The sequence below is a fragment of the Devosia sp. BK genome (genome assembly GCF_032907385.1).
Taxonomy (GTDB): Bacteria; Pseudomonadota; Alphaproteobacteria; order Rhizobiales; family Devosiaceae; genus Devosia.
In genome coordinates, this window is record NZ_JAIMBX010000001.1 from 910,759 (window position 1) to 930,227 (window position 19,469).

A 19,469-nucleotide genomic window follows, 5' to 3' on the forward strand; every position below is an offset into this window, starting at 1 on the left:
CGGCGCCCTAGTTGGCGCCGATTTTTTGTAACCACTGCCCCATCTGCGCATCGAAGTCGCGCCAGTCAGCGAGCATGGTGGCGTCGAAGCTATAAATCGCCGCCAATCCCGATGTCAGTTGCGCCGTGCGCACGCAGCGACTCGCGGCATCCACTTCCACCGGCGCAATGCACTTGGCGACAAATGGCTGTGCGGCCAGCGCGTCATACCAAAGTACCTCGCCGGCATATCCACTCCCCCCAAGCGTCTGGCCGATCAGCCCCGGCACGCCACTGAGTGTGCCCTTGGCAAATTGATGCACGTAGACGCTGTCGAGCAATTCACTGCTCGCCCGCGCCCGCGATCGAGGCACCAGCGTCACATCGACGACGCCAGAGGCCAGATGTACCGATAGATCAACCTGGCTGACAAAGCCGGTCTGCATCTGCTCGCCAAAGCGGAACCAGTTCTGGGGAATCGTCAGCTCACGGCCACCCACGGTCTGCACGATGGCGCTTCCGTCGCCCAGCGAAGCGGCCGTCCGCGTGCCGGGTCGGCTGGTCTGATCGACGAGATAGGCTGCGCCGACAGCCAGCAGCAATACGCCGAGCGCGATCCCGGCCAGGTTTTGCATCAGGCCTGAAATCTGGCCTTGAGCCGTGTTCGAATGGGATGTCGCGGACATGACCGGTATTAACCAGTTTTCGGAAGCGGAGGTGACACTTCACTTCAGCCGCAATATGGTTACCAAAGCGTTAAGTTTGGTTCTGCCGAGGGTCGGCGGCTGAGGAGGCTTTGATGACGCGCGAACTACTTCTTGCGGCCTTCATCATGGGCGTGGGGCTTTCCATTGCTGCAGCGGGTACGCATTTATACCAGGGCGTCGCCCGACAGCAGGCCATGCTGAGGCTCGATGGCCGAAGCCTGTGGGGCGCGGTTGGTCACCTTGCGATGAGCATTATCTGCGGTCCTTACATCATGCTGCATATGGGCTGGCAGCATGAAGACGACAGCACTCTGTCCATGACTTCGGCTCTTATCGGTGCGCTCGTCGCCTTTACATGGGCTTTCGTCACCGGTCTTTTCTTCATGAGCTTTTACGTCGCGTTCTTCCGCTGACGGCTAGCAGATCTCAAATACAACAAAGCCGGCCTCGCTAAGCGAAAGCCGGCTTTGTTCTTCAGGCCCCTATCAGGGATCAGATGGGCGGGGCCCGGAAACTCTAACTCAAGCGCAGTATTAGTTCGCGGCGACGATGGTCGTGCGATCGTCCAGCATATCGACCCACTGGCCGGCATTGGCCTGGGTCTGACGCTTCAGATATTGGTATGGCGTCTCATTCCAGAGCCTGATCGCTCCGTCCTGATTGTCGAGCACGAGGTCGCCGCGATCGGTGCGGACCATCAGCACGGCATGGCCGCTGCCATCGGTCTGGCGCACGACGGAAATCAGCAGTGTGCTCACCGGCCAGCCGGCCTCGATCAGCGCGCGGCGCTTGGCGAGAACAAAATCCTCACAGTCGCCATAGCCGCTGGTCGGATAGGTCCAGAATTCTTCGACCTGGTAAAGTTCCTGATCGGTCACCGGGATGATGGTCTGGTTGAAGTGCGCGTTGATCGATACGAGCTGCTGCCAATTGGTCTCATTCAGAGTCACGGCAGACTCGACGTCACTATTGGGCATGCACTCGCCGGGGCGCTGGCGGCAAAAATCGAGATGGCCGACTGGAATGGACGTATTGGTGGAAGCAACCTGGATATAGGCGGCGTTGGTGAAGTCGAGCGCTGCGCTTGGCTGGGCCCAGCCCGCTAGCGCTGCTACCGCTATCCCCGCGGCGCCTAGGCGCCTGAAATTGATTGTCATTATGCGATCTCCTGATGGAGACCACGCTAAGGACCGCCGATTGCCCCGCTCCGAAAACGAGAGCGCAGTTTTTATGCGTGTTTGAGTTGAATTTGAGCCGTGTTTTAGCCGAGCGCGTAACGTCTGGTTTACGCTGTCTTCGCGGCCTCAAACGCCAATAAAAAAGGACGCGACCAGCGCGTCCTTTTTCAGTTCTGAACTGTGTGAACCCTCAGCCCATCATGCGCAGGTTCTGCTGCACAACGTTGAGCATTTCCTGCGCCGCCGCAAATTCCACTGCGACGCCATTCTGGAAGTGACGGACGACCCGCGCGCGCATGCGGCCAATTGTGATCGGCGTGCCCATTGCCGGTCGCACGTCGAGCTCGACGGCAGCACCCGAGAGCGAAATGTCGATGATCTTGCAATTGTAGCGCCGACCGTCATCGAGCACGACAGTCGAGTGACGCAGATCAGGCACGACGCGTTCGTGCCGGCGATCCTCTGGCAGATTGAGGATATCCTTGTTGGCGAGCCAGGTGAGCTGCGCCGCCATCTTGTCGCGCTTGCGCTGCGTTGCGGAGATATCCATCGTGAACCCGCCATCCGCGTGGGATTGTAGCGTGCCCTCGATGCGGCCGAGATGATCGAGATAGGCGATGATGCGCTCGCCCTCAGCGCCGGAGACCGGCGCGATGAGGAAAGCATCGCCCGGCGACATCTCTAACACCTGGCAGGGAAATTCGCGTCGATCCGCAAGCATATAGCGACCAAGGATCGAGACCTTGACGCGTTGAAAGCGGTTCTCTTGCCCAAAAGCAAGTGTGCGGGGAGAATCCAGATCGTCACTAAGCATGCGCTACCGGTTCCTGCCTACAGCACCTAATGCAAGCAGGATACCGATTCTGGGTTAACGCATGGTTGGATTAGTGGCGCCCACCATCGATGACGGCGAGGTGTGCGTAACGACGTGCGCTGCGGCCATAAAGGGTAGTCTGCATGGCGCCGATCGGCGCTGCTGGCGCAAAACCGATATCGTTGACGACATTGGCGGCGACTTCGCGCACCGATTCCTCGCGCGGCATTTCGTCCGGCCAGATCAAGCGCAGGCCCGTGATCCGCTGCTCGGCGATCGGCTGTACGCCCAGCCAATAGGGTTCGTCCTGAGCGGTCATGGCGCCGAGAATCCGCGTGTGGCTCGAGCCGTTATGACGGAGCGGCATCAGGATCAGTTCGAACGAGGTCTTGGTGTGAAGGGCAGTGGTGCCCTGGAACGTGACGAGCGCAACGGCGTGGTCTTCGGTCACGGCGCGGATCAGCGTATCCATCGCATCCTGGTCGCGATCATGCCAGAGAGCCGAGAACGACCGGCCCTTCAATTCGCGGCAATAGCTGGTGCAGAGGTGCGAGCCGGCAAGGCGGAAGGAAAACTTGTCGTCCTCGTTGAGTTCGAGAATGAACGTATTGGCCAGAGCCTCACGGATGCGGGTCGGATCGATATCCTTACGGTCGGGCGCGCTGCGCGCACCACGAATCGTGTTCCAATAGGTATAGAGCGTATTGGTGCTCGGCATCTGCATGGTTCGGACCCGCTTTGTCATGAGAGGCAACCTCTCGCCGTGAGAGTCGTCTGCCGCGTCGTGACAATGGCAAATCGGTAGGGCGATTGCCTGCTTAAACATTAATTAAGGTTAACGCGGGTGTCCCAATGTGGAAAAGACCAGCGTAAGCCAAGGAGCCGTGGGCTCTGGGAGACTGTGGATGAGCGAATTAGACCAAACGCCCGGTTCTTCTGGACGTCCCGCGCGCGAGCCGATCTTCCTGTTACCGGCATCCGTTACGGTGCTCGTCGGAATTCTGGCAGCGATTCATGTCGCTGCAACCATGGTCCTTAACGAAGAAGGGCAGACCCAGCTCTACTTCTGGTTCGCGTTTCAGCCGCTGCGGATCGTCCTCGCCGCCCAGGATTTAAGCGTCGCCATCCCGCTGATTTGGACCCCATTTTCGCATGCCTTTCTTCATGGCGGTTGGGACCATTTGCTCGTCAACGTCGCCTGGCTCGTCATATTTGCAAGCCCGGTGGTGCGGCGCTATGGGGCAGGGCCGATGCTCGCGATTTTCCTTCTCTCTGCCGCCGGCGGCGCCGCGGCGTTCGCTGCGACATCGCTTTATTCCGGCGCCTATCTCATCGGCGCTTCCGGTGGTGTGGCGGGGCTGACCGGTGCTGCCGTGCGCTTCATTTTCCAGCCTATTCTCTACGCGCAGCATCCCGAGACTGGCCAGCGCATCGTCCTCGGCAGGCGTCTTGCGAGTATGCGCGAGACTTTCGTCAATCCGCGGTCGCGCTTTTTCACCCTCATCTGGCTCCTGCTCAACGCTGCGGTCCCCTTGGCGCCACTTTTGATGGGCACAAGCCTTGGTGTCGCATGGCAGGCGCATCTTGGGGGCTTCTTGACTGGCTTCCTGATGGTCGGGCTTTTCGAACGGCGCACATGAGGCTCCGCTTGCCGCGGTCGCAGCATTTGCCTGCACGCGGATAGGCGGATATTCCTTTGGCTAGAGATCGGCGGCACGGTGCAAGGTCCGCCCACAACCGGGAGAACCACATGACTTTGAAATTCATGTCGAGACGCACTCTGGCAGCGATCACTGCTGCATGTCTCGTCAGCGTTGCTCTACCTGCAGCCCCCGCCTGGGCGCAAAAGACCAAGGACAAGCACACGAGTGCCCCGGCAACCCAGGAATCCTCAATCGATGATGTTTCCGTGTCGATCCCGACGGTCGATGCGGTCAATTCGTCGATCGATGGCGACACTATCAAGTCGATTCTCTCCGGCGACATCGAAACGAATGCTGAAGCGCTGAGCACCCTCAACGCTGACAGCATCACCGTTCCGGAAATCTCCATCAACATTACCTCGACTGTCGAAGGCAAAGCTCAGGAAGCCGTCCTCACATTCACCAACCTCGTCCTCGAAGACGTGGTTGATGGGGTGGCCGCCAGCGCCAGCCTCGACGGTACGGGAATGACCATGCCCGAAGGTGGTGCCGATTGGGGCGCAACATCGGTCAGCAATTTCAACATCCGCGGAATTCTCGGCATCTACGGCCTCGTCGACGCCGGTGAATCCGAGGAGATGCAGACGCTCTATTCCGACTTCAAGATGGAAGGCGGCACGTTCGAAGCGCCCGAAATGACCTGCGAGATCGGTCCTTTCGAAGGTGGCGGCGTCCGCGGACGTCCGCTCAAGACTTCGATTATCGAATTCGTCCATCTGGCGCAGCGGATGGAAGCGGATCCCGACATGGCCGATCCGGCGCTCTTTGGCGAGTTCGTCAAGATGTATGCCGATTTCCTGACGGCGTTCGAAAGTGATCCTTTCACATTTGAAGGTTTTGCCTGTGACGGGCAGGATGACCAAGGTCAGCCGATGACCTTCAACGTTGGCAATGTCACGATGGGCGGCATGACCCCCGGCATCTATCCGCAAATTTCGATGGATGGTTTTGACGTGTCGGTCGAGGGCAATGGCGCAGTCTCCATCGATAACGTCACCGTCAAACAGTTCGATATGACCTCGACCATCGAGGCGCTCGCCAATGTTCCTGCCGAAGTGGACGAGGCCTGGTTCGATGCCAATGCCCGCACTTTGGTCCCGTCGTTCGAAGGGTTCTCCTTTGCCGGACTGTCGGTCGATATCCCCGACCCCGAAGCTGATGGTGAGCGCGTCGTCTTTGACATCGACAATTTCGACCTGACGCTGGGCAACTACGTCAACGGCATCCCGGGCATGATCGATACCTCCGCCACGGGTATCAAGGCGGCGCTTCCGGAAGAAAGCGGCGATCCGCAACTGCAGCAGTTGATCTCGCTCGGCATCAGGGACATCGACGCCGGCTTCCGCTTTGCCGCCGCCTGGGACGAAGCAACCGACACAATCGACGTCAGCGAAATCTCCGTGACCGGCAAAGATCTGGCGAACATTGTGCTGACCGGTACTTTCGCCAATGCAACGGAAACCTTGTTCTCGCTCGATGAGAACGAAGCCATCGCTGCCGGCATGGGAATCGCGGTCAAGGCACTCAACCTCGACGTCACCGATTCTGGCCTCTCGGACATCATCCTTGCGGTCGTCGGAGCAGAGCAGGGCACTGACCCCGCAACGCTGCGCCCGGTCTTTGCCGGTCTCGCTGAAGGCACTGTTGTCGGCATGATGGCTGGCGCTGCCGACGCGGCCAAGCTCGGTCAGGCGATCAATCAGTTCGTCAGCGGCAAGGGTAAGTCGCTCAACATCGCCATCGAAGCCAAGGAAGATCCCGGTCTCGGCATGGTTGACTTCATGGCTGCCGAACAGGATCCCACGGTTCTGATCGATAAGGTGAACATCACCGCCGCAGCGAAGTAAATAAGAGGGGCGGCCCGCAGGCCGCCCCAAGTTTTCTAGTAATTTGCATTCCGCTCAAGATGCTGCGCCGGGATGACAGCCGGGGTTCTCAGCGAACCGCCTTCTCCAGCGCACCCATAGACCAAGCCAATAATTCCTTGGCCCGCTCCGCCGTCCCGGCCTCGACATAAGAGCGTAACTCCGGCGCATTGCCCGAGGCGCGGAAATGCACCGTCTCGCCGCTCTTGAGATGGAATTGCAGTCCGTCGATCGCATTCACATTGGCGATCTCATGGGGCGCAAAAACCTCTGCCGCGTACCCGCTATCTTTTTGCAGACGCTCAAGAAACGGCCCACTACGATCGCCCGGCACGTTCTGCAACCGGTCTGCCACCGCCACCTGCAACGGCAACCGTGCCACTAGTTCTGCCACCGAAATCTTTTCCGCCGCGGCTAGGCCGAGCGCAGCAATGACCGGCAGAATCGCGTCGCGGGTCGGCAGGGCCGTGAGGTCAAAACCTTCACCAACAAACGTCCCACCATTGGCCTCGAAGCCGACGACCTTTTCAGCCTTTTTCATCTCCGCGACGACAAAAGGCGAGCCGACACGGGTCCGAACGACTTCTGCAAAGTAGCCCGTGCGCTCGATCGCCGAATTCGACGTCACCGGCGTTACCACAGTCTTTGCCGACAAGAACCGTGCCGCCAGCAAGCCCAGCGCATCGCCGCGCACGAAATTGCCACTGCCATCCATCACCAGCGGCCGGTCCGCATCGCCGTCGGCCGAGACGATCGCATCAAGCTCATGTTCGCGCACCCAGCCGGGCAGGGGGGCGAACAGGGCATCCGAAAACGCCTCGGTATCCACCGGCACGAAGACATCGCTCCGCCCCAACGATACGACTTTCGCCCCAAGCGCCGCCAGCACCTCGCCCATCAGTTCCCGTGACACCGTCGAGTGCTCGAAAACCCCGATCTTGAACCCTTCCAGTGCACCGACCGGCAACAGATCCACGCAGCGATCGCGATAGGCTTCCAGCGTTTCCTCATTTTCGTCGAGCACCGATTCATCGTAGTCCGGCACATCGATATCCGACAGTGACGCGACGATACCCGCTTCATCAGCCTTGCTGACTTCGCCGGCCGGTTTGTAAAATTTTAGACCATTGCGATCGGCGGGAATATGGCTGCCGGTGATCATCACCGCAGCGCTCCCGGTCGTCATCGCCTGCAACGCCAGCGCCGGCGTCGGCACTGCGCCACAATCCACCGGCTCGAACCCGGCATAGGCAATCGCCGCGAGGCAATCCTCGGCAATCGCCGGGCTGGAGGGTCGCAGGTCATAGCCGACCAGCACGCGCCCGCCCGCCATCTGCCCCGACGTTTGCAAATGCCGCATAAACGCCGTCACATAGCGGCGCGCCGGCTGGCCTTCGAGATCGACCACCAGGCCACGCACGCCACTGGTCCCAAACTTCAAACTCATGACACTGTCCCCGATGTCAGAAAACTAATTTTCGAATTGCGGCCGTCCGCGTCCGGTCTTTATGCTGGAGCGATTGGATTTGGCGTCGAGCCGCCGCGTCTTGGAGGCGAGCGTCGGTCGCGTCGCGATGCGTGGTTTTGGCGGATAGGCGCCTTCGCGCAGCAGCGCCACAAGCCGCGCCTGCGCTTCCGCCCGATTGAGCGGCTGATCGCGATGGATATTGGCCAGAATGACGATCACGCCATCCTTGGTCATTCGGCTGCCCGCCAGCGCCGCCACGCGTCGCTTCATCGGCTCGGGAATATTGGGAGAATTTTCGAGATCGAAGCGCAGCTGCACCGCGCTTGCGACCTTATTGACGTTCTGTCCGCCGGGCCCGGAGCCGCGCACAAAAGTCTCCTCGATCTCGCCGGGATCGATGGAAACGCAGCGGGTTATGGCAATCGGATCAGCCATCGACCCGCTCCTTCTTGTCCTCAGCGCTTCCAGCGCCCAGTGAAATAGACCTCTTCATCATGGATGACGCGGCCTTTTTCGGTCGTCCGGAATTTGCCCGGCTCGACCTCTTCCACCCACTTCTTCTTCAGCATGCCGGCAAAGGTTTTTTCGCCGATATCCTTGAAGTCATCCGGGCCGAGGACCTTGTCCTCGCCCAGATGAAACAGTGCCTTCATTTCCCGATTAGACGGACGCTGCGGCATCTTATGCAGCCTGCGCCTTATCCTTGAGATCAGGCGGGGTCGCCTCGGTAAGAAGCGAAACGATCGCTTCCATCGATGGCATGACCTGTTGGCCCTCGGTGCCGAGACGACGCACGGAAACCGTGCCTTCCTCGGCCTCGCGCTTGCCCACCACGAACATCAACGGCACCTTCTGCACCGAATGCTCGCGCACCTTGTAGTTGATCTTCTCGTTGCGGGTGTCGAGCTCGGCACGGATGCCTACGGCCCGGAGCTGGTTGACCAGCTTCTGACCATACTCGTCCGCTTCCGAAACGATGGTCGCAACCACAACTTGGGTCGGGGCCAGCCACATCGGCATCTTGCCGGCATGGTTTTCGATCAGAATGCCGATGAAGCGCTCGAGCGATCCGAGAATCGCGCGATGCAGCATCACGGCAAACTGCCGTGAGCCATCCTCGGCGACATAGGTCGCGTTGAGGCGTTCGGGCAGCACATAGTCGAGCTGCAGCGTACCGACCTGCCAGGACCGACCGATGGCGTCCTTGAGGTGGAATTCGAGCTTGGGCGCATAGAACGCGCCTTCGCCCTCGGCGATCTCAAAATCGTAGCCGGTCGCGCGCAGGGCATCGCCCAGCGCCTTTTCGGCTGCATCCCAACGCTCGATGGTGCCGCCGAATTTCTCCGGCCGCGTCGCGAGCTTGATGACGACATTGTCGAAGCCAAGATGTCCATAGACCGAATAGAGCAGGTGGACGAAGTGCTCCGTCTCGCTCTGGATCTGGTCTTCGCGGCAGAAGATATGCGCGTCGTCCTGGGTCATCTGCCGCACGCGCATCAGACCATGGAGCGCACCATGGGCCTCGTTGCGGTGACAGCAGCCGAACTCGGCCATGCGCAGCGGCAGGTCGCGATAGCTCTTGATGCCCTGGTTGAAGATCTGCACGTGGGCCGGGCAGTTCATCGGCTTGAGCGCCAGAAGGTCGCCAACGTCCTCAAACACCGGACCGTCTTCATCCGTGTTTGGCACGACATCAGGTACGACGAACATGTTCTCGCGATACTTGCCCCAGTGCCCGGATTGCTCCCAGAACTTGGCGTGCATCAATTGCGGGGTTTTCACCTCGACATAGCCCGACGAATTCAGGCGCCGGCGGATATAGGCTTCCATCTGGTTATAGATGGTAAAGCCGCGCGGATGCCAGAACACCGAGCCTTGCGCCTCAGCCTGGAAGTGGAACAGGTCCAAGTCCTGGCCGATCTTGCGATGGTCGCGCTTTTCCGCCTCTTCCACCATGACGAGGTACGCGTCGAGCTCTTCCTTGGTCGCGAAAGCCGTGCCGTAAATGCGCGAAAGCACCGGGCGATTGCTATCGCCACGCCAGTAAGCGCCGGCCACCTTGGTCAGCTTGAAAGCCTGGCCGACATCTTTCACGGTCCGCATATGCGGGCCGCGGCAAAGATCGATCCATTGACCCTGCTTGTACATTTTAAGCGATTGGTCAGCCGGAATCGCGTCGACCAGCTCGACCTTGAACTCTTCGCCCTTGGCGCGGAAGAAGTCCTTGGCCTGGTCGCGCGTCCACACTTCCTTGGTGAAGGCAGCACCGCGATCGATGATTTCACTCATCTTCTTTTCGATGACGCGCAGCTCATCTTCGGTGAACGGCCCGGCTTTGCGGAAAAAGTCGTAATAAAAGCCGTTCTCGATCACCGGACCGATCGTCACCTGCGTATCGGGCCACAGCTCCTGCACCGCCTCGGCCAACACGTGCGCGGCGTCGTGGCGGATAAGCTCGAGCGCATCCTTAGACCCGGGTTCGCGCGTCACGAACTCGATCTTGCCGTCAGCCTCTAGCGCATCCGAAAGATCGGAAACGACGCCGTTCCAGCGCATGGCGATGGTTTTTTTGGCGAGGCTCTTGGAGATGCCTTCGACCACGGTGGTGCCGGTGGTGCCGCGCGGATATTCGCGAGCTGCACCATCGGGGAACGTCACCTTGATCGTCATTTTGGATCTCCAGAAATTGGGATAATTGCAGCGCGAAATCGCCACAAGGCGGCCTGAATAGCACGCTTTTGCCGTCGTGCCAGCCCTTTGGGGCGCACTGCTGTCATTGCTTGGGCGCAAGCACTTCAAACACTTGGGGGCCAACTGCTAGTTGCAGCGGCCTACTTCCATCGCCCATAGCTCCAAGGCGCATACCACTTCGCCTCGACCGGGATAGCTTCAGGCAACGGATCGTAGCCGTGCGTTCCGCCCGGACGGCAGCGCACAAAGCGCGACAGCCCCATCCATCCACCGGGCCAGAAACCAAAGTGCCATATGGCATCTCGCGTATATTCCGAACACGTTGGCAGGTGCCGGCAGGTGCGCCCTGCAAAAGCGGAGAGCGTGTAGCGATATATGGTAATCAGAAGAATGGCCGCAAATTTGAACGGCAAATCGATGACGCGCCAGAACAGATCGATCACGCGCTGCATCAAATTTCCGCTGCAGCGCGTTGATCGGTATCAATTTTCTTCAACGCATCAGCCACTGCTTCAAACACCAGCAGTGTTGATGCATGCCGCGCCGGAAAGTCGCGGACAGCTTCGAGATAGCCCAAGTCCGACCACTTTCCACCCGGCGCCTCGCCCTCGCCCTTGAGCATATCGCGCATCTGCCGGCTCAACGCCAAAAAGGTCTCGACCGGCGTGCCGACGATTTCCCGCGCCACGATCGCCGCCGATGTCTGTCCCAGGGCACATGCCGATACCTCATGCCCATAGGCCGAGATGATCCCATCGGTTACGACGACATCCACCTCGATCAGTGATCCGCAAACGCGGCTAACCTTCCGCGCCGAAGCCTGCGGCGCGGCCAGCCGTCCCGGCTGCGACGCATTGCCGGCAATGTCGAGAATCTTGTCTGAATAGAGCTCAATAAGCGCCATTGGAAAAACTGGCTTCTTGTTCCCGTCTTGTACGCCTTCTATATAGAGGCTCCGGCGAGGACTGCCAGGGTTTCATATGCCCGTGTGGTCCAACTGCCCGGCGCCAGCGTAATCAGGGCGATTGCCAGTTAGGAGTCATTCCGTGGACGCGTCCGTCAATCCTGTTTTCCCAGCACCCACCTCTTCGACGGCACTCCCGCGACCGACGCGCGAAGAAGCCGAAGCGGCAGTGCGCACCCTGATCGCCTGGGCTGGCGATGACCCGACTCGCGAAGGTCTGCTTGAGACGCCAGCGCGTGTTGCCAAGGCTTATGGCGAGCTTTTTGGCGGCTATGGACAGGATCCCAAGGCCGTCCTTGCGAAGACGTTCCGTGAAGTGGGCGGTTACGACGACATCGTGCTGGTGCGCGATATTCCGTTCTATGCCCATTGCGAGCACCACATGGTGCCGTTCTACGGCAAGGCGCACATCGCTTATCTGCCCCATGATGGCGTCGTTGGCCTCTCCAAGCTCGCACGTCTCGTGGAAGTGTTCGCGCGTCGCCTCCAGACTCAAGAGACGATGACGGCGCAGATCATCGACGCGATCAACGAAAATCTTGGTCCGCGCGGCGCCGCCGTCATGCTCGAAGCCGAGCATATGTGCATGACCATGCGCGGCGTCCGGGCTCACGACGTCAAGACGATCACCCATCGCTTCACCGGTGTTTTCGCCGAAGATCGCATCGAGCAGGACCGCTTCTTCGGCATGATCAGCCGCTGATCCGCCAACAGGGCTAACCTCCCACTCAAACTTCCGCGTGCATCGCTTCGGCGATGGCGCGGAAATCGTGCTCTGAAATCTCGAACAGGCCCAGCCGCATCTGGTAACCCCAGTTGCGGTTGCCACGCGTGAAATCAAGCGTGTCCAGCAAAGGCGCGATTGGCGCTTCGATCGCGTCGGCATAATCGACATTGCGCCGCCAGGGCGTGAAGTCGCCGCCCATCTCGCCCTGATAGAGCTCTTCGTCCCGCACACTGCCGATCGTTGTGAAACTTTGCAGGCGATCCTTGCCGCGGATAGTTTCAGCGGGCGAGTAGTAGGTCACGCCATCTCCGGCACGGATCCGCTGCAGTGGCGTCTTCTTCCCGTGGTTGACCTGCATGAACCCGGCTTTGCCGCGCCGCGCATGTTCGGCCGAAGCCACTGCGATCCAGTATTTCGTCATGATCGATCTCCATTCGCCAAAACACTAGACTGCCGAACTGCCAGTTTTCGGCAGTGGTAATCGAATTGGATGCGCGCTAGAGCCTCGCACAACATATAGGGTGACCTGAATGATCTCCTTTGCCGACCCAAAGACGCTGACCCATGATGAGTTGGAAGAGGGTTCGACCTTCGCCCCGCGCTTCGACGCCCATGGGCTGATCACGGTCGTCACCGTAGAAGACGGTTCGAAGGACGTCCTCATGGTCGCCCATATGAACGCCGAGACACTCGGCCTCACTCTTGAGACTGGCATCGCCCACTATTGGTCCCGGTCGCGCCAATCGATCTGGAAAAAGGGCGAAACCTCAGGCGAAATGCAAGAGGTCGTCGACCTCCGCACCGATTGCGATCAGGATTGCCTCGTCATGACCGTCCGCCAAACCGGCCGCGGTGCCGCCTGCCACACAGGCCGCAAGAGCTGCTTTTATCGCCGCATCGAGACGTCGGGCCATACGGCGAGCCTTGCGGACACCGGACTGCCCAGGCTTTTCGATCCCGCGACAGTCTACAGCAAGTAGCCGAAAGCGCGCGGCGGGTCTCCAGACCCGCACTTATCCCGTTTATTCCCGCCCATTTTCTTTCGCTTATCCTGTCCCTCCAATCCCGCAAGGACGGTCTGCAGACGACAGTAGCGGGAGGGCCAATCGCGATGGATCGTCTCCAGTCGTGCGTTTGGGTGCTGAACGCCTTTCGACGAGCGATCGATCGGCGTCCTGCGCCTATCCGAAAAAATGGCGCCTCGGAGCGGCATCCGCTTCACTCTACTAAAAACCCTTCGAGGCGAATGCCGCTCCGAGGTCCGTCCACCCATCCGGAAGCCACAGGCTGGCCGGCGCTTTGTCGTGCGCTGATTCCAGCGGATGCATCTCGCGTCCCGCTGAGCTGCCTCTAACGAATCCCTAACGCGTTAACCCTGTCCCCGCTTTCCCCGATCATCTCACTAGACCAGAACGAAAACCGAACATATAAGAACATTATAGCAACACGGGAGCTAGAGATGATTGATTTCCTCAAGGACTTCGCCGCCTTCGTGACCCTCGGAGCCTTCACCATCGGGTCGCTGACCTGGATGGACCTGCTAACGCATCTGGGCTGATGCCTGTGGATTGGGGGCAGGGTGATTTGACCTCGGCCGTCCATTGGCTCAGACTTTTCTGAGGAGACCAATATGCGCGGCCCCGGCTTTATTCACCTACACGTTCACTCGGCTTTCTCGCTCCTCGAAGGAGCAGTCCAGCTTGAGGCGATTCTCAAACTTGCAGCGGCCGACAATCAGCCGGCGCTCGGTCTGGCTGATACGGCCAATCTTTTCGGTGCACTCGAATTTTCCGAGAAGGCGACGAAAAAGGGCATCCAGCCGCTGATCGGCGTTGAGTTGGCTATCGATTTTGCTGCCGCCGAAGAGCGTATCAGTGAGCGTGGACATGTTGCCTGGACCGGTAAATCCAGCGTCGTGATGATGGCTCAGTCCGAAGAGGGCTTTGCCAATCTCTCCCGCCTCGTTTCGCGCGCCTATATGCAGGGCGAAAATGGTTTGGCGCGCGCCAAGCTCGACTGGCTGACCCAAGAATCGCTCACTGGCATGATTTGCCTGACCGGTGGCCCCGAAGGCGCCATCGACATGCCCTTCGCTCATGGCCAGGACGCAAATGCACTGCGCCGGCTCGATCGTCTCGCCGATCTGTTCGGCGATCGTCTCTATATCGAATTGCAGCGCCACGGCCGGGCGCAAGAGGCCAATGTCGAGCCGCGTCTTGTCGACTATGCCTATCGCAAGGGCATTCCGCTCGTCGCGACCAACGAGCCATTTTTCAAGACCGCCAAAGAATACGAAGCGCATGACGCGCTTCTCGCCATTGCTGGCAGTTCCGTCCTTGCCCAAACCGAGCGTCGCAAGCTCAACGACCAATATTATTTCAAGACCCGCGCGGAGATGATCGAGCTGTTCTCGGATCTCCCCGAGGCGGTCGATTCAACCATCGAGATTGCCAAGCGTATCGCCTATCGCCCGCGCACCCGTGGACCGATTCTTCCCAAATTCGCTGCCGGATCGCACGCGACCGAAGATGAAGTCGTCGCCGCAGAAGCCAATGCCTTGCGCGACATGGCGATCACCGGCCTCGACAAACGTCTTGCCGCCCACGGTCCCGGCCCCGGAAAGACCGAGGAAGAATATCGCGATCGGCTCGATTTCGAGCTGAACGTCATCGAGAAGATGAAATTCCCCGGCTACTTCCTCATCGTGGCCGACTTCATCCAATGGGCCAAGGCGCAGGGCATTCCGGTCGGTCCGGGCCGTGGTTCCGGTGCCGGTTCGCTCGTCGCTTATGCGACGACGATCACCGACCTCGATCCGTTGCGCTACAATCTTCTCTTCGAACGCTTCCTCAATCCCGAACGCGTTTCGATGCCCGACTTCGATATCGACTTCTGCCAGGACCGGCGCGAGGAAGTCATCGAATACGTGCAGAAGAAATATGGCGTCGAACAGGTCGCCCAGATCATCACCTTCGGTTCGCTCCAGGCACGTGCAGTGCTGCGCGACGTCGGTCGCGTTCTGCAGATGCCCTATGGCCAGGTGGATCGCATCTGCAAAATGGTGCCGGCCAATCCTGCCGATCCCTGGACCGTCGAGCGCACCATGAACGAGGTGCCGCAGTTCAAGCAGATGGCTGAGGAAGACGAGGCCGTCGGCCAGCTCGTCGAAATCGCGAAATCGCTCGAAGGTCTTTATCGGCACGCCTCGACTCACGCCGCCGGTATCGTGATCGGTGATCGGCCGCTACAAGACATCGTCCCACTTTATCGCGATCCGCGTTCCGATATGCCGGTAACGCAATATAATATGAAGTGGGTTGAGCCGGCGGGTCTGGTCAAGTTCGACTTCCTGGGTCTCAAGACCCTGACCACGATCCAATACGCTGTCGAAATGGTCCGCAAGCGCGGCGTCGATCTCGATATCGATGCGATCCCGATCGATGACGCCGAAACCTACAATCTCTATGCCCGGGGCGACACCTACGGCATCTTCCAGTTCGAAAGTGGCGGCATGCGGCGTGCCCTGATGGATCTCAAGCCCGACCGCATCGAAGATCTCATCGCCATGAACGCGCTCTATCGGCCGGGTCCGATGGACAATATCCCAAGCTTCATCGACCGTAAGCACGGCAGGGAAGAGGTGGCTTATCCTCATCCCAAGATCAGCGAAGTGCTCGACGAAACCTATGGCATCATCGTCTATCAGGAACAGGTGATGCAGATCGCCCAGCTCCTGTCGGGCTACTCCCTGGGCGAAGCCGACATGCTTCGCCGCGCCATGGGCAAAAAGATCAAGGCGGAGATGGATAACCAGCGGATTCGCTTCCGCGAAGGGTCCGGCCCGCAGGGCGTCGGCGAAGCCTTGGCCGATCAGATTTTCGATCTTCTGGCCAAGTTCGCGAACTATGGCTTCAACAAGAGCCACGCCGCCGCCTATGCCTGGGTGTCCTATCAGACCGCCTATCTCAAGCAGCATTACCCGCATGAATTCTATGCGGCCTCGATGACGCTCGATATGGCCCAGACAGATAAACTCTCCGACTTCCGCCGCGAGGCTGGCAAGAAGAAGATCGAAGTCGTCGCCCCCTGCGTCAACGCGTCAGAAGTCGTCTTCTCGGTGAAGGACGATCGCATTCATTATGGCCTATCGGCTGTCAAAGGCGTCGGCCGCGCAGTCGCCGAGCATATCGTCGAGGTCCGCGGCGACAATCCGTTCAAGGATCTCGGGGACTTCGCCCGCCGCGTCGATCCCAAGGCGATAAACAAGCGCACACTCGAAACGCTCGTTAGTGCAGGGGCCTTTGACGGGCTCGCGCCGCGTCGCGAGATCGCTTTTGCCGCCATCGAGCAGATCATGGGGACTGCCCAGGCGCTGACGTCCGAGCGCAACGAAGGCCAATGGAACATGTTTGCCTCGAGCGAACCCGAAACATTCCGGTTGCCGACAGGCGTGCCCGCCTGGACGTCCACTGAGCGCGCCGATCGCGAACTATCGGCCATCGGCTTTCACCTTTCGGCCCACCCGCTCGATGCCTATGCCGATCTCTTCGAACGGCTGCGCGTTCAGCGCTGGGGTGATTTCGAGCGCGCCGTAAAAGATGGTGCTTCCGCTGGACGCCTTGCCGGTACCATCTCATCGCGTAACGACAGGCGAACGCGTAAAGGCACGCCGATGATGATCCTGACCCTCTCGGATCAGAGCGGTACCTTTGAGTGCATCGCCTTCTCCGAGCAGATCAGCCAATTCGGGGCGATTCTTCAGCCGGGCAATTCGGTCATTCTTGAAGTTGGTGCTCAAGAGCGCGCGGAAGGCATCAGCCTCATGCTCAATGGAGCAAAACCCATCGAAGGCGCGGCCGAAAGCATTGATCGTCAGCTCACCATTTTTGCCGCAGATGCCAAGGCGCTTCCATCAGTCGGTGCCCAGCTCAAACGCGGCGGTAACGGCACCGTAAGTCTCGTCGTCATTCGCGACGCCGGCGCCAAGGAATACGAAATCGAACTTCCCGGAAAATACGCCGTCAGCGCCGAAGTCGCCGGCGGCATCAAGGCGCTCGAAGGCATCACGGACGTGCGGTTTAACTGATGCAAGGTATGCTCGGCCGATAGGACAATTGCCGAGTGACAAATAAACGCGGAGGAGGCGAGCCCAAACTCCTCCTCCTCCGCTCGGGGCTTTCACCCTTGTCCCCACGTCGACGCGCGGGTCTATGATTGGTTAACAACCAAGTCGGACGATGGTTCGCTGACGATCATGTGAGTGTTCGTTATCTCGGAAGGCGAGGCGGGTTGCGCTCAGGGGCGAGTTCGCTTATATCGCCCACGCGTCCGGCGGTTTGCCAGGCGCGATCTCACACACGAAGCAGGCCTTCCTCATAGGGAACGCCATCCGGTGGCGGGCAACCGTCGCACTCGCTTCGTGGAGGTATTAACCGGTAAAGGATATATCACATGGCTCTGCCAGAATTCTCCATGCGCCAGCTCCTCGAAGCAGGCGTGCACTTCGGCCACCAGAAGCACCGCTGGAACCCGAAGATGGAACGCTTCATTTTCGGCGTTCGCAACGACATCCACATTCTCGACCTGTCGCAGACCGTGCCGGCCCTCAGCCGCGCGCTGCAGCTCGTTTCCGACACCGTTGCCGATGGCGGCCGCGTGCTCTTCGTCGGCACCAAGCGCCAGGCGGCTCCCCTCGTTGCTGAAGCTGCCAAGCAGTCTGCTCAGTACTACGTCAATTCGCGTTGGCTCGGCGGCACGCTGACCAACTGGCAGACGATCTCGAACTCCATCTCGCGTCTGCGCGAACTGGAATCGATGAGCGAAGACGATCTGGCTCTCCGCACCAAGAAAGAGCGCCTGATGATGTCCCGCGAGCAGGAGCGTCTTGAGCGCGACCTCGGCGGCATCAAGGACATGGGCAATGTTCCCTCGCTCCTCTTCGTGATCGACACCAACAAGGAAGCCAACGCGATCAAGGAAGCCCGCCGTCTCGGTATCCCGGTCGTCGCCATCGTCGACACCAATTGCGATCCGGATATCGTTGACTACGCGATCCCGGGCAATGACGACGCCAGCCGCGCTCTCGAACTTTATGTTTCGCTGATCTCGCGCGCTGCCCTCGACGGTATCGGCCGTTCGTCCAGCTCGCTCGGTGCTGATCTTGGCGCTTCCTCGGAAGCTCCGGCAGAAGATCTTCCGGCCGAAGGCGCAGCTGTCAACTAAGTCCGGTATGTCCGGAATCGTTTGAACGAAACTATGCGGCCCCGGTCTGGGGCCGCCGAAAGGTGAACCCATGGAAATCACTGCTGCACTGGTTAAGCAGCTCCGCGACTCGACCGGCGTCGGGATGATGGACTGCAAGAAGGCCCTGGCCGAAACCAATGGCGACATGGAAGCTGCCGTCGATTGGCTGCGCACCCGTGGCCTTGCCAAGGCTGCCAAGAAGGCTGATCGCGTCGCTGCCGAAGGTCTGGTTGGCGTTGCGACCTCCGGCACCAAGGCTGCCGTCGTCGAAGTAAATTCGGAAACCGACTTCGTTGCCCGCAACGAGCAGTTCCAGAACATCGTTGGCTCGATCGCCAAGCTTGCTCTCGACGCTGACGGCGATGTCGCCAAGCTCGGCGAAATGCCGTTCCCCGGCGCTGGTCACTCGGTCAAGGCAGAGCTGACCGAAGCGATCGCCAAGATCGGCGAAAACATGAATCTGCGCCGCACTGTGACCGTTTCGGTCACCGATGGCGTGGTCGAAAGCTATGTCCACAACGCCGTCAAGGCTGGCCTGGGCAAGATCGGCATTCTGGTTGCTCTCGAATCGACCGGCGACAAGGCCGCTCTGTCGGCTCTGGGCAAGCAGCTTGCCATGCACATCGCAGCGACCAATCCGCTGGCAATCGATGCAAGCGAACTGGATCAGGACGTTGTGGCTCGCGAACGCGCCATCATTCTTGAGCAGGTCAAGGAATCGGGCAAGCCCGCAGACATCGCCGAGAAGATGGTCGATGGCCGTCTCCGCAAGTACTACGAAGAAGTCACGCTCCTCGCGCAGACCTTCGTGATCGACGGCGAGACCAAGGTTGCCGACGCGATCAAGAATGCCGAGAAGGACGCTGGTGCGCCCATCAAGCTGACCAAGTTCGTGCGCTACGCTCTTGGCGAAGGCATTGAGAAGGTCGAGACCGACTTTGCTGCCGAAGTTGCAGCGACCGCAGGCGTAAAGGCCTGATGATTTGGACGGGCCAGCAATGGCCCGTCCTTCGCTCTCCGATGATGCGGATCGAGCTCCGTAAGTTTTGCATTTACTTCCTGCGTGGCTCGGCCTTCAGCTTGCGGCAATTATGCCCTAGTGTCTCATGGGCCTTGCGGAATCGCGAGCCC

Annotated in this window: 19 protein-coding genes; 8 read left to right on the forward strand and 11 right to left on the reverse strand. The window is 59.7% G+C overall.

Annotation, left to right across the window (positions count from 1 at the left end):
* Positions 1-7 precede the first annotated feature (7 nt).
* Positions 8-664: a hypothetical protein gene (locus DevBK_RS04420; RefSeq protein ID WP_317184595.1), complete on the reverse strand. Its 657-nt coding sequence runs from the start codon at positions 662-664 to the stop codon at positions 8-10.
* Between the two features lie 113 nt (positions 665-777).
* Here DevBK_RS04420 and DevBK_RS04425 point away from each other — a divergent pair, with 113 nt between their 5' ends.
* Positions 778-1,098 (forward strand): DUF6949 family protein, encoded by a 321-nt coding sequence (locus DevBK_RS04425; RefSeq protein ID WP_062630347.1) that lies wholly within the window; start codon positions 778-780, stop codon positions 1,096-1,098.
* Between the two features lie 120 nt (positions 1,099-1,218).
* On the opposite strand, the gene DevBK_RS04430 is transcribed toward DevBK_RS04425, so the two are convergent.
* The 3 genes from DevBK_RS04430 to DevBK_RS04440 all read right to left on the reverse strand — a co-directional run bounded on the left by DevBK_RS04430 (position 1,219) and on the right by DevBK_RS04440 (position 3,422).
* A complete protein-coding gene (locus tag DevBK_RS04430) occupies positions 1,219-1,842 on the reverse strand; it encodes a transglutaminase-like cysteine peptidase (RefSeq protein ID WP_317184596.1) in 624 nt (207 codons plus the stop codon).
* A 211-nt stretch (positions 1,843-2,053) separates the two neighbouring features.
* Positions 2,054-2,677: a PilZ domain-containing protein gene (locus DevBK_RS04435; RefSeq protein ID WP_317184597.1), complete on the reverse strand. Its 624-nt coding sequence runs from the start codon at positions 2,675-2,677 to the stop codon at positions 2,054-2,056.
* A gap of 70 nt (positions 2,678-2,747) precedes the next feature.
* A complete protein-coding gene (locus DevBK_RS04440) occupies positions 2,748-3,422 on the reverse strand; it encodes a PAS domain-containing protein (RefSeq protein WP_162236081.1) in 675 nt (224 codons plus the stop codon).
* Positions 3,423-3,582: 160 nt separating this feature from the next.
* On the opposite strand from DevBK_RS04440, the gene DevBK_RS04445 reads away from it, so the two are divergent.
* Positions 3,583-4,317, forward strand: coding sequence for a rhomboid family intramembrane serine protease (locus DevBK_RS04445; RefSeq protein ID WP_082461149.1), 735 nt, complete (start codon positions 3,583-3,585; stop codon positions 4,315-4,317).
* 110 nt (positions 4,318-4,427) lie between these two features.
* Positions 4,428-6,227, forward strand: coding sequence for a hypothetical protein (locus DevBK_RS04450; RefSeq protein WP_317184598.1), 1,800 nt, complete (start codon positions 4,428-4,430; stop codon positions 6,225-6,227).
* An 88-nt stretch (positions 6,228-6,315) separates the two neighbouring features.
* On the opposite strand, the gene DevBK_RS04455 is transcribed toward DevBK_RS04450, so the two are convergent.
* From DevBK_RS04455 to DevBK_RS04480, 6 genes are all read right to left on the reverse strand, one after another.
* Positions 6,316-7,692 carry a phosphomannomutase gene (locus DevBK_RS04455; protein WP_317184599.1) on the reverse strand — a complete coding sequence of 459 codons (1,377 nt, stop codon included), beginning with the start codon at positions 7,690-7,692 and terminating at the stop codon, positions 6,316-6,318.
* 24 nt (positions 7,693-7,716) lie between these two features.
* The gene (gene arfB, locus DevBK_RS04460) at positions 7,717-8,148 is read right to left on the reverse strand and encodes an alternative ribosome rescue aminoacyl-tRNA hydrolase ArfB (protein WP_317184600.1); all 432 of its coding nucleotides are present in this window, start codon (positions 8,146-8,148) and stop codon (positions 7,717-7,719) included.
* Between the two features lie 20 nt (positions 8,149-8,168).
* The gene (locus DevBK_RS04465) at positions 8,169-8,366 is read right to left on the reverse strand and encodes a hypothetical protein (protein ID WP_317184601.1); all 198 of its coding nucleotides are present in this window, start codon (positions 8,364-8,366) and stop codon (positions 8,169-8,171) included.
* Between the two features lie 28 nt (positions 8,367-8,394).
* Positions 8,395-10,383, reverse strand: coding sequence for a threonine--tRNA ligase (gene thrS, locus DevBK_RS04470; protein WP_317184602.1), 1,989 nt, complete (start codon positions 10,381-10,383; stop codon positions 8,395-8,397).
* Between the two features lie 161 nt (positions 10,384-10,544).
* Positions 10,545-10,856: a membrane protein insertion efficiency factor YidD gene (gene yidD, locus DevBK_RS04475; RefSeq protein WP_317184603.1), complete on the reverse strand. Its 312-nt coding sequence runs from the start codon at positions 10,854-10,856 to the stop codon at positions 10,545-10,547.
* Positions 10,856-11,308: an iron-sulfur cluster assembly scaffold protein gene (locus tag DevBK_RS04480; protein ID WP_317184604.1), complete on the reverse strand. Its 453-nt coding sequence runs from the start codon at positions 11,306-11,308 to the stop codon at positions 10,856-10,858. The genes yidD and DevBK_RS04480 overlap by 1 nt, the downstream gene beginning before the upstream one ends.
* A gap of 142 nt (positions 11,309-11,450) precedes the next feature.
* On the opposite strand from DevBK_RS04480, the gene folE reads away from it, so the two are divergent.
* A complete protein-coding gene (gene folE, locus DevBK_RS04485; protein WP_317184605.1) occupies positions 11,451-12,071 on the forward strand; it encodes a GTP cyclohydrolase I FolE in 621 nt (206 codons plus the stop codon).
* A 25-nt stretch (positions 12,072-12,096) separates the two neighbouring features.
* Here the strand turns inward: folE and DevBK_RS04490 are convergent, their stop codons facing one another.
* Positions 12,097-12,516, reverse strand: a complete 420-nt coding sequence (locus DevBK_RS04490) for an EVE domain-containing protein (RefSeq protein ID WP_317184606.1) — start codon at positions 12,514-12,516, stop codon at positions 12,097-12,099.
* 109 nt (positions 12,517-12,625) lie between these two features.
* Here DevBK_RS04490 and hisI point away from each other — a divergent pair, with 109 nt between their 5' ends.
* From hisI to tsf, 4 genes are all read left to right on the forward strand, one after another.
* Positions 12,626-13,075: a phosphoribosyl-AMP cyclohydrolase gene (gene hisI, locus DevBK_RS04495; protein WP_317184607.1), complete on the forward strand. Its 450-nt coding sequence runs from the start codon at positions 12,626-12,628 to the stop codon at positions 13,073-13,075.
* A gap of 650 nt (positions 13,076-13,725) precedes the next feature.
* Entirely contained in the window at positions 13,726-17,181 is a 3,456-nt protein-coding gene (dnaE, locus tag DevBK_RS04500; RefSeq protein ID WP_062630334.1) for a DNA polymerase III subunit alpha, read from the forward strand.
* Between the two features lie 365 nt (positions 17,182-17,546).
* A complete protein-coding gene (gene rpsB / locus DevBK_RS04505) occupies positions 17,547-18,317 on the forward strand; it encodes a 30S ribosomal protein S2 (protein WP_061911412.1) in 771 nt (256 codons plus the stop codon).
* 70 nt (positions 18,318-18,387) lie between these two features.
* Positions 18,388-19,317 (forward strand): translation elongation factor Ts, encoded by a 930-nt coding sequence (gene tsf / locus DevBK_RS04510; protein ID WP_061911413.1) that lies wholly within the window; start codon positions 18,388-18,390, stop codon positions 19,315-19,317.
* Positions 19,318-19,469: the final 152 nt, after the last annotated feature.

Excerpts from the sequence above, each read along its gene's own strand:
- DevBK_RS04450 (WP_317184598.1), top strand. The coding sequence starts at position 4,428 with ATGACTTTGAAATTCATGTCGAGACGCACTCTGGCAGCGATCACTGCT.
- DevBK_RS04430 (WP_317184596.1), bottom strand. The coding sequence starts at position 1,842 with ATGACAATCAATTTCAGGCGCCTAGGCGCCGCGGGGATAGCGGTAGCA.
- tsf (WP_061911413.1), top strand. The coding sequence starts at position 18,388 with ATGGAAATCACTGCTGCACTGGTTAAGCAGCTCCGCGACTCGACCGGC.
- DevBK_RS04465 (WP_317184601.1), bottom strand. The coding sequence starts at position 8,366 with ATGAAGGCACTGTTTCATCTGGGCGAGGACAAGGTCCTCGGCCCGGAT.
- DevBK_RS04420 (WP_317184595.1), bottom strand. The coding sequence starts at position 664 with ATGTCCGCGACATCCCATTCGAACACGGCTCAAGGCCAGATTTCAGGC.
- hisI (WP_317184607.1), top strand. The coding sequence starts at position 12,626 with ATGATCTCCTTTGCCGACCCAAAGACGCTGACCCATGATGAGTTGGAA.
- DevBK_RS04490 (WP_317184606.1), bottom strand. The coding sequence starts at position 12,516 with ATGACGAAATACTGGATCGCAGTGGCTTCGGCCGAACATGCGCGGCGC.
- DevBK_RS04455 (WP_317184599.1), bottom strand. The coding sequence starts at position 7,692 with ATGAGTTTGAAGTTTGGGACCAGTGGCGTGCGTGGCCTGGTGGTCGAT.
- DevBK_RS04445 (WP_082461149.1), top strand. The coding sequence starts at position 3,583 with ATGAGCGAATTAGACCAAACGCCCGGTTCTTCTGGACGTCCCGCGCGC.
- DevBK_RS04425 (WP_062630347.1), top strand. The coding sequence starts at position 778 with ATGACGCGCGAACTACTTCTTGCGGCCTTCATCATGGGCGTGGGGCTT.
- DevBK_RS04480 (WP_317184604.1), bottom strand. The coding sequence starts at position 11,308 with ATGGCGCTTATTGAGCTCTATTCAGACAAGATTCTCGACATTGCCGGC.
- arfB (WP_317184600.1), bottom strand. The coding sequence starts at position 8,148 with ATGGCTGATCCGATTGCCATAACCCGCTGCGTTTCCATCGATCCCGGC.
- yidD (WP_317184603.1), bottom strand. The coding sequence starts at position 10,856 with ATGCAGCGCGTGATCGATCTGTTCTGGCGCGTCATCGATTTGCCGTTC.
- thrS (WP_317184602.1), bottom strand. The coding sequence starts at position 10,383 with ATGACGATCAAGGTGACGTTCCCCGATGGTGCAGCTCGCGAATATCCG.
- DevBK_RS04440 (WP_162236081.1), bottom strand. The coding sequence starts at position 3,422 with ATGACAAAGCGGGTCCGAACCATGCAGATGCCGAGCACCAATACGCTC.
- DevBK_RS04435 (WP_317184597.1), bottom strand. The coding sequence starts at position 2,677 with ATGCTTAGTGACGATCTGGATTCTCCCCGCACACTTGCTTTTGGGCAA.
- rpsB (WP_061911412.1), top strand. The coding sequence starts at position 17,547 with ATGGCTCTGCCAGAATTCTCCATGCGCCAGCTCCTCGAAGCAGGCGTG.
- dnaE (WP_062630334.1), top strand. The coding sequence starts at position 13,726 with ATGCGCGGCCCCGGCTTTATTCACCTACACGTTCACTCGGCTTTCTCG.